Here is a 14455-nt window from a genome sequence, read left to right on the forward strand (position 1 = left end):
GCGTCTGTGGGCGGCCTTGCGTGATGTGGCAGTAGATTTTATCAATGCCGAGCACCAAATAATGTCCGGCCTCCGCTGCATGCCCCGCTCTTTCGGGGCATGATGGCGAAAGGGGCGCGGGAGAAAGCCAAACATGGTCTCTGCAGCAGAGCAATTAGCAGCAAACCTCAACTTTTCGGCCCTCGGCAAGGCCGATGAACTGAAGAAGCGCATCTGGTTCACACTGGGTGCGCTGCTTGTTTATCGGCTCGGCACCTATATTCCGCTGCCCGGCATCGATCCGGCCGCGTGGGAACAGGTGTTCAAGCAGCAGGCCGGCGGCATCCTCGGCATGTTCAACATGTTCGCGGGCGGCGGCATCAACCGCATGGCGATTTTTGCGCTGAACATCATGCCGTATATTTCGGCATCGATTATCATTCAGCTGCTGACCACCGTGTCGCCCCAGCTCGAAGCTCTCAAGAAAGAGGGCGAGGCGGGCCGCAAGACGCTGAACCAGTATACCCGTTACCTGACTGTCATCCTCGCTGCATTCCAGTCCTATGCCATTGCGGCGGGTCTGCAGGGCGCAGGCAATGTCGTCAGCGAACCCGGCATGTTCTTCCTGATCTCGACCTCGGTCACGCTGACCGGCGGCACGATGTTCCTGATGTGGCTGGGTGAGCAGATCACCTCGCGCGGCATCGGCAACGGCATCTCGCTGATCATTTTGGCCGGCATCGTGGCGGAGCTCCCGTCGGCGATCGCCAATATGCTCGAACTGGGTCGTCAGGGCGCACTGTCGACCGGTCTGATCCTGGTCGTCATCGTGATGGCCGTGGTCGTGATCGCCTTCATCGTGTTCATGGAGCGCGCCCAGCGCCGCCTGCTGATCCAGTATCCGAAGCGCCAGGTCGGCAACAAGATGTTCGAGGGCCAGTCCTCGCATCTGCCGCTGAAGCTCAACACCTCGGGTGTGATCCCGCCGATCTTCGCGTCATCGCTGCTGTTGCTGCCAGCGACCATCGCGAGCTTCAACGCAGGGAAGGGGCCGGAATGGTTCCAGTGGCTGACCACGCAGCTAAGCCATGGTCGTCCGCTGTTCCTGATCATGTATGTGTCGCTGATCGTGTTCTTCGCGTTCTTCTATACGGCGATCGTGTTCAACCCGACCGAGACTGCCGACAATCTGAAGAAGCATGGTGGCTTCATCCCAGGCATTCGCCCGGGTGAGCGGACCGCGGAATACATCGACTATGTGCTCTCGCGCATCACTGTACTCGGCGCTGCCTATCTCGCCGTGGTCTGCTTGATCCCCGAGATCCTGATTTCCTACGCCTCGGTGCCTTTCTACTTCGGCGGCACGTCGCTGCTGATCGTGGTCAGTGTCACCATGGACACTGTGGCGCAGGTGCAGGGCTATCTGCTGGCGCACCAGTATGAAGGTTTGATCCGCAAGTCGAAGCTGAGGGGCCGGCGCAAATGAGGTTGATTCTTCTCGGGCCGCCGGGGGCGGGCAAGGGAACTCAGGCACATCGTCTTGTCGAACGTCACAACATCGTTCAGCTGTCCACCGGTGACATGCTGCGTGCTGCCGTGGCCGCCGAGACCGAAGTTGGCCTCAAGGCCAAGGACATCATGGCCGCTGGCGGCCTGGTGCCCGACGATATTGTGATCGGGATCATCTCGGATCGCATCGAGCTGCCGGATGCCGCCAACGGCTTCATCCTCGACGGCTTTCCGCGCACCGTGCCGCAGGCTGAAGCCTTGGATGCACTGCTGAAGTCCAAGGGGCTTCATCTCGATGCTGCCGTTGAGCTCCGCGTCAATGAAAGCGCGCTGTTGCAGCGTGTCGAAGCCCGGGTCGCGCAGATGATGGAGCGCGGCGAGACCGTGCGCATCGATGATACGCCGGAAGTGCTGTCGAAGCGTTTGGCGAGCTACCGCACCTCGACCGAGCCGCTGGTGCATTATTATTCGGAGAAGCGGAAGTTGGTGACCATCGATGGCATGATGACCATCGAAGAGGTGACGGCTGAAATCAACCGCGTGCTGGCAGCGATTCTCGCCGCCGATGAGTCGGCGAAGAAGTCGGCTCGCAAGCCCGCCAAGAAGGCCGCTGCCGCCAAGCGTGGATCTGCTCCGGCCAAGAAAGCGGCCAAATCGGCCAAAAAAGCTACGAAGGCAGTCAAGAAGGCCAAGAAGGCGCCGGTAAAGGTCGCCAAGAAGGCAAAGGCGGCCAAGAAAGCCGTAAAGAAGACTGTCAAGAAAACGGTCAAAAAGGCGGTAAAAGCAGCCAAAAAGGCTGTAAAATCGGCTTCGAAGGCCAAAACCAGCAAGTCGGCCAAAAAGCCGGCCAAGAAGGCCGGTAAAGTGGCCAAGAAAGCCGGCAAAAAGCGCGTCAAACGCTAGAGCAGGTTGACGAAACGAAGTCGAATACTTTAATAAGGCCCTCATCCAGTCGGAAGATTCCAACGATGCCGGGCCCCACTGAAATCCAGGGGACGGGCGTCGTGTTCGCGTTTGTGAATACCCGCCCGACAAATGATGATAATGCCGGTTCGTGATGGACTGGTGACAGGAGAGAAGTTGTGGCCCGTATCGCCGGTGTAAACATCCCGACCAACAAGCGCGTGCTGATCGCGCTGCAGTACATTCATGGCATCGGCCAGAAGAACGCCGCCGATATCATCGAGAAGGTGAAGATCACTCCTGAACGCCGCGTCAATCAGCTCAGCGACGCGGAAGTTCTGCAGATCCGCGAAGTCATCGACCGCGACTATCTGGTCGAGGGCGATCTTCGTCGCGAGACGGGCATGAACATCAAGCGTCTGATGGACCTCGGCTGCTATCGCGGCCTGCGTCATCGTCGCGGTCTGCCGGTTCGTGGCCAGCGCACGCATACCAATGCGCGCACCCGCAAGGGTCCGGCCAAGTCGATCGCCGGCAAGAAGAAGTAAGCTTTCGAATACGAGTTTGCGGAAGCGGATGATCATCCGCTTCTGCAATTATTTTTTGGTGTAGCCGCTGGCATTACGGCGGCGTTGAGATCCTCAGAAAGGTTAGAGATGGCAAAGGAAGCCGGACGTATTCGTCGCCGCGAGCGCAAGAACATTGCATCGGGCATCGCGCACGTGAATTCGTCGTTCAACAACACGACCATCACCATCACCGACGCGCAGGGCAACACGATTGCCTGGTCGTCGGCTGGTACGATGGGCTTCAAGGGCTCGCGTAAGTCGACCCCGTACGCAGCGCAGGTTGCTGCTGAAGACGTGTCGAAGAAGGCGCAGGAACACGGCATGCGCACGCTGGAAGTCGAAGTCGGCGGTCCGGGTTCGGGTCGTGAATCGGCTCTCCGCGCTCTGCAGGCCGCGGGCTTCACGGTCACCTCGATCCGCGACGTGACCTCGATCCCGCACAACGGTTGCCGCCCGCGCAAGCGTCGGCGCGTTTGATACTTTTTGATCGCGGGTGGCTCGGCTGCCCGCGATCGCTTTTGCGATGCGACTTACGCGGACTGATCCGCGATCTCCAACGCCGGTGAGTTTGATGGCATGGGTGACACAGTGACGATCCAGAAAAATTGGCAAGAACTTATCCGGCCGAACAAGCTGCAGGTAACCCCTGGCAGCGATCCTACCCGTTTTGCGACCCTGGTTGCCGAACCGCTTGAGCGCGGTTTCGGTCAGACCCTCGGTAACGCACTCCGCCGCATCCTGCTGTCCTCGCTGCAGGGCGCTGCCGTGCAGTCGGTGCACATCGACGGCGTGCTGCATGAATTCTCCTCGATTGCCGGCGTGCGTGAAGACGTCACCGACATCGTGCTGAACGTGAAGGACATCTCGATCAAGATGCTGGGCGAAGGCCCGAAGCGCATGGTCGTGAAGAAGCAGGGCCCGGGCGTCGTGACCGCCGGCGACATTCAGACTGTCGGCGATGTGACCGTTCTCAATCCCGACCTGCAGATCTGCACCCTCGACGAGGGCGCCGAGATCCGCATGGAATTCACCGTTGCCGGCGGCAAGGGCTACGTCGCTGCCGAGCATAACCGTCCGGAAGACGCGCCGATCGGCCTGATCCCGATCGACAGCCTGTACTCGCCGGTTCGCAAGGTGTCGTACAAGGTCGAGAACACCCGTGAGGGCCAGATCCTCGATTACGACAAGCTGACGATGACCATCGAGACCAACGGCGCGCTGACGCCGGATGACGCGGTCGCTTACGCCGCGCGCATCCTGCAGGACCAGCTCAACGTGTTCGTGAACTTCGAAGAGCCCCGCAAGGAAGTTGCTCAGGAAGTCATTCCGGATCTCGCTTTCAACCCGGCTTTCCTCAAGAAGGTCGACGAACTCGAGCTCTCGGTACGTTCGGCAAACTGCCTGAAGAACGACAACATCGTTTACATCGGCGACCTCGTTCAGAAGTCGGAAGCAGAAATGCTCCGCACTCCGAACTTCGGCCGCAAGTCGTTGAACGAAATCAAGGAAGTGCTCGCCCAGATGGGTCTGCACCTCGGCATGGAAGTGCCCGGTTGGCCGCCGGAAAATATCGACGAGTTGGCCAAGCGCTTCGAAGATCACTACTGAGCATCACGAGCGGCGTGGCCGGGGTCTAACCCGGCCATGGCGTTATGGGCGAACGCAGGCAGCCCACCTGCAACATGATGTCCGACGAACCGTCGCGGCAAACTGAAATATAAGGAATATTCCAATGCGTCACGGCAAGGTTCATCGCAAGCTCAACCGCACCGCAGAACATCGCAAGGCGATGTTCGCCAACATGTGCGCGTCGCTGATCAAGCACGAGCAGATCATCACCACGCTTCCGAAGGCAAAGGAGCTCCGCCCGATCGTGGAGAAGCTCGTCACCCTCGGCAAGAAGGGCGGCCTCCACATGCGCCGCCAGGCTATCAGCGAGATGAAGGACCAGGATCAGGTCCGCAAGCTGTTCGACGTATTGGCCAAGCGCTACGCTGATCGCCAGGGCGGTTACACCCGCATCATCAAGGCCGGCTTCCGCTACGGCGACAACGCCCCGATGGCGCTGATCGAATTCGTCGATCGCGACGAAGACGCCAAGGGCAAGGATTCGGGTCCGGTGCAGGGCGCTTCCGAAGCGGCGTAAGCCACTGCACATCAGAATTTCGGAAAAGCGGCGCCTTGTGCGCCGCTTTTTTGTTGTGCTTTCGTCTTTTGGATGCAGTTGCATCTTTCAATCCGCGTTCCGATATCAGCTCCGTCATTCAAACGGGAGTATGCATATGAAGATCGATCTGACGGGCAAGACAGCACTCGTGACGGGCTCAACCTCGGGCATTGGTCACGCCATTGCCAAGGGCCTGGCCGCCACTGGCGCTCAGGTTGTTGTGAACGGCCGCAGTCAGGGCAAGGTGGACGCGGCAATCGCTACGATCACCAAGGTCGTGCCCGGGGCCAAGGTGAAAGGTGTCGCTGCCGACGTGTCGACAGCGGAGGGCTGCAACGCGCTCGCGTCGGCGCTCCCCGAGGTCGATATTCTCATCAACAATGCCGGTATCTTCGAGCCCAAGGGTTTCTTCGACATTCCCGACGAGGACTGGACCCGCTTCTTTGAGGTCAACGTCATGTCAGGCATCCGTCTGTCGCGCGCCTACATGCAGGGCATGTTGAAGCGCAACTGGGGTCGCATCGTTTTCATCTCATCGGAGTCCGGACTGAACATTCCTGGCGAGATGATCCACTACGGCATGACGAAGACAGCGCAGCTCGCGATCTCGCGTGGCCTCGCGGAGCTCACCAAGGGCACGGCTGTGACGGTCAATTCCGTGCTGCCCGGACCGACCATGTCGGAAGGCGTGGAGACCTTCGTCAAGGATCTCGCCAAACAGAATGGGCAATCGGTCGAAGAGGCTGCTGCCAACTTCGTCAAGCAGCACCGTTCGACGTCGCTGATCCAGCGTTTTGCGACCGTCGAGGAGATCGCGAACATGGTCGTCTATGTCTCGTCGAAGGAGGCATCGGTGACCAACGGTGCAGCGTTGCGTGCGGAAGGCGGGATCGTCCAGACCATCGCATAAGCGTACGCCCCGCAAAGATATAAAGGCGGCGCCGAAGCGCCGCCTTTATTCGTTGAGGACGTCATGCCGCGAGACCGCGGAGACGATGCGTGCGCTTAGAAGGCCACCTGGGTGCGCATCGCGAACACGTCGTAGTCAGCACCGGTGTTCACGTTGCTGTTGACGGCGAACTTGTCGACGGTGCCGTGGATCCAGTTGAACATGAAGCGCATGTTCTGGTTCACATACCAGTTCACGCCGACCGTGGTGTTCTTCAGCTCGCCGCCGCGAATGACGCCGTCATTCAGGCTGGCATAGCTGTAGCGCACCGCCAGTTCCCACGCACCGAGATCGCCGGTCGCGAAGTTGACCGGGCGAGCCGGGTTGATGCCGCCGAAGGCACCGGCCGATGTGTTGTACTTGTGCTGTTCGCCGGTGATGACGTAGCTGGCCTGGCCGTAACCGCCATTGAAGCTCAGGTCGGACAGACCGTTGCTGCGCTGGATGTTGTAGTCGAAGTATTCGCCCGATGCCATGAAGCTGCCGAACTTGACGGCGGCTTCACCGCTCAGCACACGGGCATTGTTCACGAAGTTCATAGTGCCGGTGTTAAGCAATGCGTTGGTCGCCGGATCGACGCGAACTTCGATGCGATCGGACATGCCGAGTGTGTTGTTGGTCACTCCACCGGTCTGGGCGAGATACAGCGCGTCGAAACCGACGAGGACGGTGCCGACTTCGTTGTTGATCGGCAGACCGACGGCGCGGAAGGTGGCGCCGAGCGGCTGCGGCTGGCTGTGATTGACGTTGAGGCCGGTCGTCGGACCGGTCACGTAAGCGCCGACCCAGTATTGATCGCCGAATACCTGACCACCGAACGCGGCGCGGTTGTCGCCTGCCGCGAGGCTGGTCGCGAGAACCTGTGAAGCTGCGCGTTCCATGAACATGATGTTGTTCGAGCTGGTCGCTTCATCCAGCGTATACGGCACGTCGATATAGCCGCCCTGGATCAGCAAGCCCTTGATGCCCTTATAGGCGACATAGGCGTTGTTGAGCGTGACGTCGCCATCGGTGGTGCCGCCGGCATCGACGATCACGCCGTATTCCCAATCCTTGTTGAAGGTGCCGATCAGGCCGAGGCGGGCACGACGGGCGTTGATGCCGTCATTCACGCTCTGGGGACTGGTGCCGGCGGACTTCGGCGAGAACGAATAGGCGGCGGTGTCGAGGTGCAGACGGCCGGTGATGGCGATGCAGTTCAGACCGTCGTCGGTGCAGAAGGTCGGACGGTTGCCGGGCATCGTCAGGTTCGCGTTGATGAAGGGCACAGCCTTCTTGTGCATGGCAGCGTTGGCATTCGCAAAATTCTGCTTGACCGATTCCGTCTGCTTTTGCGTGGTGTTGGCCTGCTTCTGAACGTTATCGAGCTTCTTTTCCAGCGCGCGGAGCTGCGCTTTCAATACGGCGATCTCATCATTCGATGACTGCGCATGCGCCGGGCCTGCGGCCAGCGCGCCGATCACGCCGAGTGTGCCCAGGATTTTGTGTGTCGTGAAAGACATGGAGTACCCCTGTAGAAGACAAAATCCGACACGCCCCGCGAATTGCTCCGCAGGTGATGGACGCGTATGGATCTGTGTTTGTGATCTTGCGAAAGAGAACGTCCGGAGGCTCTCGCCAGGCGCCGTTCACATTTAACAAGCGAGCTACCGTTGAGCTCGCGGGCAAATTAGGCAAGCTTTGCGACAGTTTTGTAAAACCCGCATCGCATTGTAGTGAACGACACCGCGGTGTCGCTTTTCGATCACAAGCGATTTAGATAATTAGCTATCGTAATTAGCTATTATATGAGAAGAGCGCATCCATGGATGCGCTCTGTTATCGTAGGTGTCTCCAGGCGGGAATTTCGTGGGTAGCAGTTCCGTGATCACCAGCCTTCGAGCACGATCTTGCCGTGCGACTTGCCGGATTCGAGCAGCGCATGCGCGCGCTTGAGATTCGCGGCATTGATGGTGCCGAAGGTCTTGTCGAGCGTGGTGCGCAGCACGCCCTTGTCGATGAGATCTGCGACGTCGTTGAGGAGGTAATGCTGCGCGATCATGTCGGGCGTCTGGAATGACGATCGCGTGAACATGGATTCCCAGTGCACCGAGACGGCCTTGCCTTTGAACGCGGACATGTTGAATTCAACGGGATCGTCGATCAGTCCGAGCTTGCCCTGCGGTGCGATCAGATCGGCAAGTGCTTTGTAGTGTTGTTCCGTCCCCGTGAGGCTGGCAATGAGGGCGACGGGCGGCAGTTTCAATGCGTCGATCTGCTCCTTCAGCGGCTTGCTGTGATCGATCACCGCATGTGCGCCGAGATCCTGGCACCACTTGATCGTTTCCGGCCGCGACGCCGTTGCCACAACCGTGAGCCCGGTGAGGCGGCGTGCAAGCTGGATGAGAATGGAACCGACACCCCCGGCGCCACCCATGATGAGCAGCGTGCGTGGATCGAGGCTCTTGCCGGGTGTGACGCCGAGCCGATCGAAAAGCAGTTCCCAGGCGGTGATCGCGGTGAGCGGCAACGCCGCAGACTGTGCGAAGGAAAGCGAGGAGGGCTTGCGGCCGACAATGCGCTCATCGACCAGATGGAACTCGGCATTGGTGCCCTGGCGCTGGATCGAGCCGGCATAGAACACATCGTCGCCCGGCTTGAACATCGTCACATCGGGGCCGACAGCATCGACGACGCCGGCGGCGTCATAACCGAGGATCTTGGTTTCGCCGGCGGTTGGCGCCGCGCGCTTGCGCACCTTGAAATCGACGGGATTGGCCGAGATCGCCTTCACCGATACGCGGATGTCGCGACCGGTCGGTTCGGGCTTCGGAGCCTCGAAATCGACCAGCGCGTCAGCGGCGTCGATCGGGAGGGATTTGGTGTAGCCGACTGCCTTCATTGGGTGCGCTCCATAGCTCCTGGCGGGAATGTCCCGAAGAGGTGTCCCGAGGCGACAATAATTGCAAGTACTGTCATTTCAGGGATATAGTCACCAAATGGATACTATTGGATATTTGCGATGAAACGGCGTGATTTCGGCAATGGGCCGGGCTGTCCGGTCGAGGTGACGCTCGATCTGATCGACGGCAAATGGAAGGGCGTGATCCTGTATCATCTGCAGCAGGGGCGGCTGCGTTTCGGCGAGCTGCGCAAGCTGATGCCACGGATCACCCAACGTATGCTGACCAAACAGCTGCGCGCGCTTGAGGAGGATGGGCTGATCGTCCGGACGGTCTATGCCGAGGTCCCGCCGCGGGTCGAATATGCACTGTCGGAAACCGGGCTCGGATTGCGCCCGGTCATCGATGCCCTCAAGGCGTGGGGTGATGCGCACAAGATGCGCCAGAAGTCGGCCGCGGCCGTAGCGCCCCAGCCGGGCAAAAAGGCGCCGGTGGAGAAGGATGTGCCGGCGGACGCAAGTTAGTTCCCGCCCTTCTATTGCCCCGCTCAGCAGCCTATATTCGCCGCGATTTCCTCAAAGAGGCCCCGATGATCCCATTTTTCCGCAACGCTGCGACCGCTTCCGCTCTGTGCGCCATTGTTCTGTCGTCCGCGCTCGCGCCGGCTGTTGCACAAGATCGCCGGGTCCCGACATCGCCCACGGAAATGAAGCTGTCCTACGCGCCGATCGTGCAGCGGGTGCAGCCGGCCGTGGTGAATGTCTATGCGGCCAAGACGGTGCAGAACCGCAATCCGCTGCTGGACGATCCGGTGTTCCGCCGCTTCTTCGGCGGCCAGGGTATGCAGCCGGAACAGATGCAGCGCTCACTCGGTTCGGGCGTGATGGTCGACGCATCGGGCCTCGTCGTTACGAACAACCACGTCATCGAAGGCGCCGACCAGGTGAAGGTGTCACTGGCGGACAAGCGCGAGTTCGAGGCCGAGATCGTGCTCAAGGACAGCCGCACCGATCTGGCGGTGCTGCGCATCAAGGACAGCAAGGAGAAATTCCCGACGCTGGATTTCTCCAACTCCGACGATCTGTTGGTTGGTGACGTCGTCCTCGCCATCGGCAATCCGTTCGGCGTTGGCCAGACCGTGACCCACGGTATCGTGTCGGCGCTTGCGCGCACCCAGGTCGGCATCACCGACTATCAGTTCTTCATCCAGACCGATGCTGCGATCAATCCCGGCAATTCCGGTGGCGCGCTGGTGGACATGACCGGCAAGCTGGTTGGTGTGAACACCGCGATCTTCTCGCGCTCCGGCGGCTCGCAGGGTATCGGTTTTGCGATCCCGGCGAATATGGTGCGCGTCGTCGTGGCCTCCGCCAAGAGCGGCGGCAAGGCCGTGAAGCGTCCGTGGCTCGGCGCGCGGCTGCAGAACATCACGCCTGAGATCGCCGAGACGCTCGGCCTGAAGACGCCTTCGGGTGCGCTGGTCGTCAATGTCACCGCGAACAGCCCGGCTGCAAAGGCCGGTCTCAAGGTCTCCGATCTCGTGACTGCCATCGATGGCCAGGCCATCGAGGATCCGAACGCGTTCGAATATCGCTTCGCGACGCGCCCGCTCGGCGGCACTGCGCAGCTCGATGCACAACGCAGCGGCAAGCCGGTGAAGCTGACCGTTGCGCTCGAAGCTGCGCCCGACACCGGCCGCGATGAGATCACGCTGACGGCGCGTTCGCCATTCCAGGGCGCCAAGGTCGCCAATATCTCGCCGGCCGTTGCCGACGAGTTGCGGCTGGATTCCAGCACCGAAGGCGTCGTCATTACGGAGCTGACCGACTCGGCCACTGCGGCTGGCGTCGGCTTCCAGAAGGGCGATCTCATCATCGCGGTCAACGGCACCAAGATCGGCAAGACCAGCGATCTCGACAAGGTGACGCGCGACGGCGCGCGGCTGTGGCGCATCGTGGTGGTGCGCGGCGGTCAGCAGATCAACGTTACACTCGGCGGATGAGCCCGAAACAACCCACTCTGTCCGCAAACCTGTTTGCCGCAGCCGGGCTGGAGCAGGACGCGCCGCGTCCGCTGCCGGAGCGGCTGCGGCCGCGTGTGCTGTCCGACGTGGTCGGGCAGGATCACATCCTCGGGCCCGATGGTGCGCTGACGCGCATGCTGGAAACCCGCACGCTGGGTTCGCTGGTGTTCTGGGGACCGCCCGGCACCGGCAAGACCACCGTCGCGCGCCTGCTGGCCGATGCCACTGAGTTGCAGTTCGAGCAGATTTCAGCGGTGTTCTCCGGTGTTGCCGATCTGAAGAAAGTATTTGAAGCCGCACGTGCCCGCCGCGAGATGGGCAAGGGTACGCTGCTGTTCGTTGACGAGGTGCATCGCTTCAACAAGGCGCAGCAGGATTCATTCTTGCCGGTCATGGAAGACGGCACCGTGGTATTGGTCGGCGCCACCACCGAGAATCCATCCTTCGAACTTAACGCCGCTCTGTTGTCGCGCGCGCGTGTGCTGGTGTTCCAGTCGCTGGATGCGGCCGCCATCGAGAAACTGTTCGCGCATGCGGAGAAGGTCGAAGGCCGTGCATTGCCGCTCGATGCCGAGGCGCGCGCCGTGCTGGTGCGCATGGCCGATGGCGATGGCCGCGCTGCATTGACTTTGGTGGAAGAAGTCTGGCGCGCCGCGCGGACCAATGAGATCTTCAATGCCGCGCAACTGCAGGACATCCTGCAACGCCGTGCGCCGATCTACGACAAGTCGGCCGATGGCCACCACAATCTGATCTCGGCGCTGCATAAGTCGGTGCGCGGCAGCGATCCCGACGCAGCGCTGTATTACCTGTGCCGGATGTTAGACGCCGGCGAGGATCCGCTGTTCCTGGCGCGCCGCGTGGTGCGGATGGCGGTGGAGGACATCGGTCTCGCCGATCCGCAGGCGCTGGTGATCTGCAACGCCGCCAAGGATGCCTATGATTTTCTCGGCCATCCCGAAGGCGAACTCGCCATCGCCCAGGCCGTGATCTACATCGCCACCGCGCCGAAATCGAACGCTGCCTATATGGCCTACAAGGCCGCGATGCGGGCTGCGAAAGAGGGTGGCTCGCTGCTGCCGCCGAAACACATCCTCAACTCGCCGACCAAGCTCATGAAGTCCGAAGGCTATGGCGACGGGTACCAATACGACCACGACACGCCCGAAGCTTTCTCTGGCCAAGACTATTTCCCGGAAGCCTTGGGGCGTCAGACCTTCTATGATCCGCCGGAGCGCGGGTTCGAACGCGAGATTCGCAAGCGGCTGGATTACTGGACCAGACTGAGGAACGAGAGACAATCATGAGCCGTCGCGACAAGAAGCCTCTCGCCAAGCGTGGTCCCGGTGGTGAGCGCAGCAAGGCGCCGCGTGGCAAGGGTGCCGCCCCGAAGGGCGCTGTAACCAAGGCCGCCGCGTCGAAGGGCGAGCGGCCGTCATTCGGCAAGGCTGGCCGCGTGAGCAGCGATCGCCCGATGAGTGCGCGTCCGCCGCGTGCGCGTGCCGGTGAACGCTCAGAGTGGGCCGAGCGGCCGGAACGTGCCGAGCGATCCGAACGCCCTCAGCGTGCCGAACGAGCCGAGCGCTTCGATGCGCCGCAGCGGTCCGAGCGTCCGGCCGGCAAGCGTCCGCCAAGCGCGCGTCCTTCCGGTTCGCGTCCGGGCGGTAAGGCCGCGCCGCGTTATGGCAACGCGCCGCTGCGTGAGCCGCGGATGCCCGCGCCTTATCTCGATGAAGAACCGGCGAAGCCGGAAGTCGCGCCGGCGCCGCTCCCCACCGCCGTGCAGAACGTAATCGTCACGCCTGACGAGAACGGCATGCGCGTCGATCGCTTTCTCGAAGCGCATTTCCCCGGCCTGTCGTTCTCCCATATCCAGCGCATCGTCCGCAAAGGCGAGCTGCGTGTGAACGGCAAGCGCGCTGACAGCAAGGATCGCCTAGAAGAGGGACAGACCGTCCGCATTCCGCCGCTGAAGCTCGATGCGCCGAAGGTCGTCGGTGAACTCTCCGAGGCTGCCAACAAGACTCTACAGGCGCTCAAGGAGATGACGATCTACGAGGACGCCGACGTCATGGTGCTGAACAAACCTGCCGGCCTTGCCGTGCAGGGCGGCTCGGGCATGACACGTCACGTCGACATGATGCTGGAAGTGATGCGCGACGCCAAGGGACAGAAGCCGCGCCTGGTGCACCGTCTCGACCGTGAAACGTCGGGCTGCCTGCTGATCGCCAAGACGCGGTTTGCGGCGACCAAGCTCACCGGCGCGTTCCGCGAACGCTCTGCGCGAAAAATCTACTGGGCGCTGGTTGCCGGCGTACCGAAGCCTAAGCAGGGACGCATCTCGACCTATCTGGCCAAGGAAGAGAACGAAGAAGACACCATCATGCGCGTCGCCAAACATGGCGACGAGGGCGCAAGCCATGCGGTGACCTATTACGCCGTGGTGGAGACGTCAGCGCAAAAACTCGCCTGGGTGTCGCTGAAACCGGTGACGGGGCGTACGCATCAGTTGCGCGCGCATATGGCGCATATCGGCCACGCCATCGTCGGCGACCCGAAATATTTCAACATCGAGAACTGGCATTTGCCGGGCGGCATTCAGAAGCGCCTGCATCTGCTGGCGCGCCGCATCGTGATCCCGCATCCGCGCGGCGGCGTGATCGACGCGACGGCGCCGCTGCCGCCGCATATGCTGCAGTCGTGGAACTTGCTCGGTCTCGAACACGACCGGTTCGATCCGATCGAGAATGCGCCGGAAGAGTAGGGCGTTGTCGGGCTCCGACAACATCCCGTGCGCGACGTCGGCAACCGCCGACGTGCCCGATTTCGACGCCGCGTTTCGCGCGCGTCTGCATGATCTGTTTGTGTGGCGTCGCGATATCAGGCGCTTCAAGTCCGATCCACTGCCCGCGGGCTTTCTCGATCGCCTGCTCGATACCGCGTGCCTCGCGCCTTCGGTGGGCCTGAGCCAGCCATGGCGCTTTGTCATCGTCGACGATGCGTCACGTCGTCAGGCGGTGCTGGAGAATTTCAGCGCCTGCAATGCCGAGGCGTTGAGCGCCTATACCGGCGAACTCGCGCAGAGCTATGCGACGCTCAAGCTCGCCGGTCTGCGCGAAGCGCCATGCCACCTCGCGGTATTTGCAGACCACGCGACGGATGTCGGCCACGGCCTTGGCCGCCGCACCATGCCGGAGATGGCGGACTATTCGGTGGTGACGGCGATCGCAACCATGTGGCTCGCCGCGCGCGCTGAAGGCATCGGCATGGGCTGGGTCTCGATCCTCGATCCTGCTGCGATTGCCGTGACCCTCGATATACCTCGTGACTGGCGGTTGATCGGCTATTTCTGCATCGGTTATCCGGAGATCGACGACGATCGGCCGGAACTCGAGCGCGCCGGATGGGAACGCCGTCATTCGGCAGCGGATCACATTGTCCGGCGCTGACACTTGATGTGATGCGGGATCGTGA

Annotated in this window: 14 protein-coding genes; 12 read left to right on the forward strand and 2 right to left on the reverse strand. The window is 61.4% G+C overall.

The window, feature by feature from the left end; genetic code table 11:
• Positions 1-133: 133 nt before the first annotated feature.
• From secY to AB8A23_RS17075, 7 genes are all read left to right on the forward strand, one after another.
• The gene (secY, locus tag AB8A23_RS17045) at positions 134-1465 is read left to right on the forward strand and encodes a preprotein translocase subunit SecY (protein WP_089268179.1); all 1332 of its coding nucleotides are present in this window, start codon (positions 134-136) and stop codon (positions 1463-1465) included.
• Entirely contained in the window at positions 1462-2391 is a 930-nt protein-coding gene (locus AB8A23_RS17050) for an adenylate kinase (protein ID WP_439058846.1), read from the forward strand. Before secY ends, AB8A23_RS17050 begins: the two co-directional genes overlap by 4 nt.
• Positions 2392-2570: 179 nt before the next feature.
• Positions 2571-2939 carry a 30S ribosomal protein S13 gene (rpsM, locus tag AB8A23_RS17055; protein ID WP_068731455.1) on the forward strand — a complete coding sequence of 123 codons (369 nt, stop codon included), beginning with the start codon at positions 2571-2573 and terminating at the stop codon, positions 2937-2939.
• Positions 2940-3047: 108 nt separating this feature from the next.
• Positions 3048-3437: a 30S ribosomal protein S11 gene (gene rpsK / locus AB8A23_RS17060; protein WP_068731453.1), complete on the forward strand. Its 390-nt coding sequence runs from the start codon at positions 3048-3050 to the stop codon at positions 3435-3437.
• Positions 3438-3536: 99 nt separating this feature from the next.
• Positions 3537-4568 carry a DNA-directed RNA polymerase subunit alpha gene (locus AB8A23_RS17065; protein ID WP_089268181.1) on the forward strand — a complete coding sequence of 344 codons (1032 nt, stop codon included), beginning with the start codon at positions 3537-3539 and terminating at the stop codon, positions 4566-4568.
• A gap of 124 nt (positions 4569-4692) precedes the next feature.
• On the forward strand, positions 4693-5106 hold the full coding sequence (gene rplQ, locus AB8A23_RS17070; RefSeq protein WP_089268182.1) for a 50S ribosomal protein L17: 414 nt from the start codon (positions 4693-4695) through the stop codon (positions 5104-5106).
• A 136-nt stretch (positions 5107-5242) separates the two neighbouring features.
• A complete protein-coding gene (locus tag AB8A23_RS17075) occupies positions 5243-6037 on the forward strand; it encodes an SDR family NAD(P)-dependent oxidoreductase (RefSeq protein ID WP_439058843.1) in 795 nt (264 codons plus the stop codon).
• A gap of 95 nt (positions 6038-6132) precedes the next feature.
• Here AB8A23_RS17075 and AB8A23_RS17080 read toward each other — a convergent pair whose 3' ends face one another.
• Positions 6133-7578, reverse strand: coding sequence for a porin (locus AB8A23_RS17080; RefSeq protein ID WP_439058841.1), 1446 nt, complete (start codon positions 7576-7578; stop codon positions 6133-6135).
• A 365-nt stretch (positions 7579-7943) separates the two neighbouring features.
• The gene (locus AB8A23_RS17085) at positions 7944-8957 is read right to left on the reverse strand and encodes a zinc-binding alcohol dehydrogenase family protein (RefSeq protein ID WP_439058840.1); all 1014 of its coding nucleotides are present in this window, start codon (positions 8955-8957) and stop codon (positions 7944-7946) included.
• 120 nt (positions 8958-9077) lie between these two features.
• Between AB8A23_RS17085 and AB8A23_RS17090 the strand changes: the two genes are divergently transcribed.
• The 5 genes from AB8A23_RS17090 to bluB all read left to right on the forward strand — a co-directional run bounded on the left by AB8A23_RS17090 (position 9078) and on the right by bluB (position 14430).
• Complete coding sequence (locus tag AB8A23_RS17090; protein ID WP_439058838.1) at positions 9078-9482, forward strand: winged helix-turn-helix transcriptional regulator; 405 nt, start codon at positions 9078-9080, stop codon at positions 9480-9482.
• A 65-nt stretch (positions 9483-9547) separates the two neighbouring features.
• Positions 9548-10960, forward strand: coding sequence for a DegQ family serine endoprotease (locus AB8A23_RS17095; protein WP_439058837.1), 1413 nt, complete (start codon positions 9548-9550; stop codon positions 10958-10960).
• Positions 10957-12288 carry a replication-associated recombination protein A gene (locus AB8A23_RS17100; RefSeq protein WP_439058836.1) on the forward strand — a complete coding sequence of 444 codons (1332 nt, stop codon included), beginning with the start codon at positions 10957-10959 and terminating at the stop codon, positions 12286-12288. The genes AB8A23_RS17095 and AB8A23_RS17100 overlap by 4 nt, the downstream gene beginning before the upstream one ends.
• Positions 12285-13745: an RluA family pseudouridine synthase gene (locus AB8A23_RS17105; protein WP_439058835.1), complete on the forward strand. Its 1461-nt coding sequence runs from the start codon at positions 12285-12287 to the stop codon at positions 13743-13745. The genes AB8A23_RS17100 and AB8A23_RS17105 overlap by 4 nt, the downstream gene beginning before the upstream one ends.
• A gap of 52 nt (positions 13746-13797) precedes the next feature.
• The gene (gene bluB, locus AB8A23_RS17110; RefSeq protein WP_244628637.1) at positions 13798-14430 is read left to right on the forward strand and encodes a 5,6-dimethylbenzimidazole synthase; all 633 of its coding nucleotides are present in this window, start codon (positions 13798-13800) and stop codon (positions 14428-14430) included.
• Positions 14431-14455 lie beyond the last annotated feature (25 nt).

Source organism: Tardiphaga sp. 619_E2_N8_4 (assembly GCF_051810905.1).
Lineage (GTDB): Bacteria > Pseudomonadota > Alphaproteobacteria > Rhizobiales > Xanthobacteraceae > Tardiphaga > Tardiphaga robiniae.

Bases quoted from the DNA above. Each gene is read 5' to 3' on its own strand.
- AB8A23_RS17095 (WP_439058837.1), top strand. From the start codon at position 9,548: ATGATCCCATTTTTCCGCAACGCTGCGACCGCTTCCGCTCTGTGCGCC.
- AB8A23_RS17065 (WP_089268181.1), top strand. From the start codon at position 3,537: ATGGGTGACACAGTGACGATCCAGAAAAATTGGCAAGAACTTATCCGG.
- AB8A23_RS17105 (WP_439058835.1), top strand. From the start codon at position 12,285: ATGAGCCGTCGCGACAAGAAGCCTCTCGCCAAGCGTGGTCCCGGTGGT.
- rpsK (WP_068731453.1), top strand. From the start codon at position 3,048: ATGGCAAAGGAAGCCGGACGTATTCGTCGCCGCGAGCGCAAGAACATT.
- rplQ (WP_089268182.1), top strand. From the start codon at position 4,693: ATGCGTCACGGCAAGGTTCATCGCAAGCTCAACCGCACCGCAGAACAT.
- AB8A23_RS17075 (WP_439058843.1), top strand. From the start codon at position 5,243: ATGAAGATCGATCTGACGGGCAAGACAGCACTCGTGACGGGCTCAACC.
- secY (WP_089268179.1), top strand. From the start codon at position 134: ATGGTCTCTGCAGCAGAGCAATTAGCAGCAAACCTCAACTTTTCGGCC.
- AB8A23_RS17080 (WP_439058841.1), bottom strand. From the start codon at position 7,578: ATGTCTTTCACGACACACAAAATCCTGGGCACACTCGGCGTGATCGGC.
- AB8A23_RS17085 (WP_439058840.1), bottom strand. From the start codon at position 8,957: ATGAAGGCAGTCGGCTACACCAAATCCCTCCCGATCGACGCCGCTGAC.
- AB8A23_RS17050 (WP_439058846.1), top strand. From the start codon at position 1,462: ATGAGGTTGATTCTTCTCGGGCCGCCGGGGGCGGGCAAGGGAACTCAG.
- AB8A23_RS17090 (WP_439058838.1), top strand. From the start codon at position 9,078: ATGAAACGGCGTGATTTCGGCAATGGGCCGGGCTGTCCGGTCGAGGTG.
- AB8A23_RS17100 (WP_439058836.1), top strand. From the start codon at position 10,957: ATGAGCCCGAAACAACCCACTCTGTCCGCAAACCTGTTTGCCGCAGCC.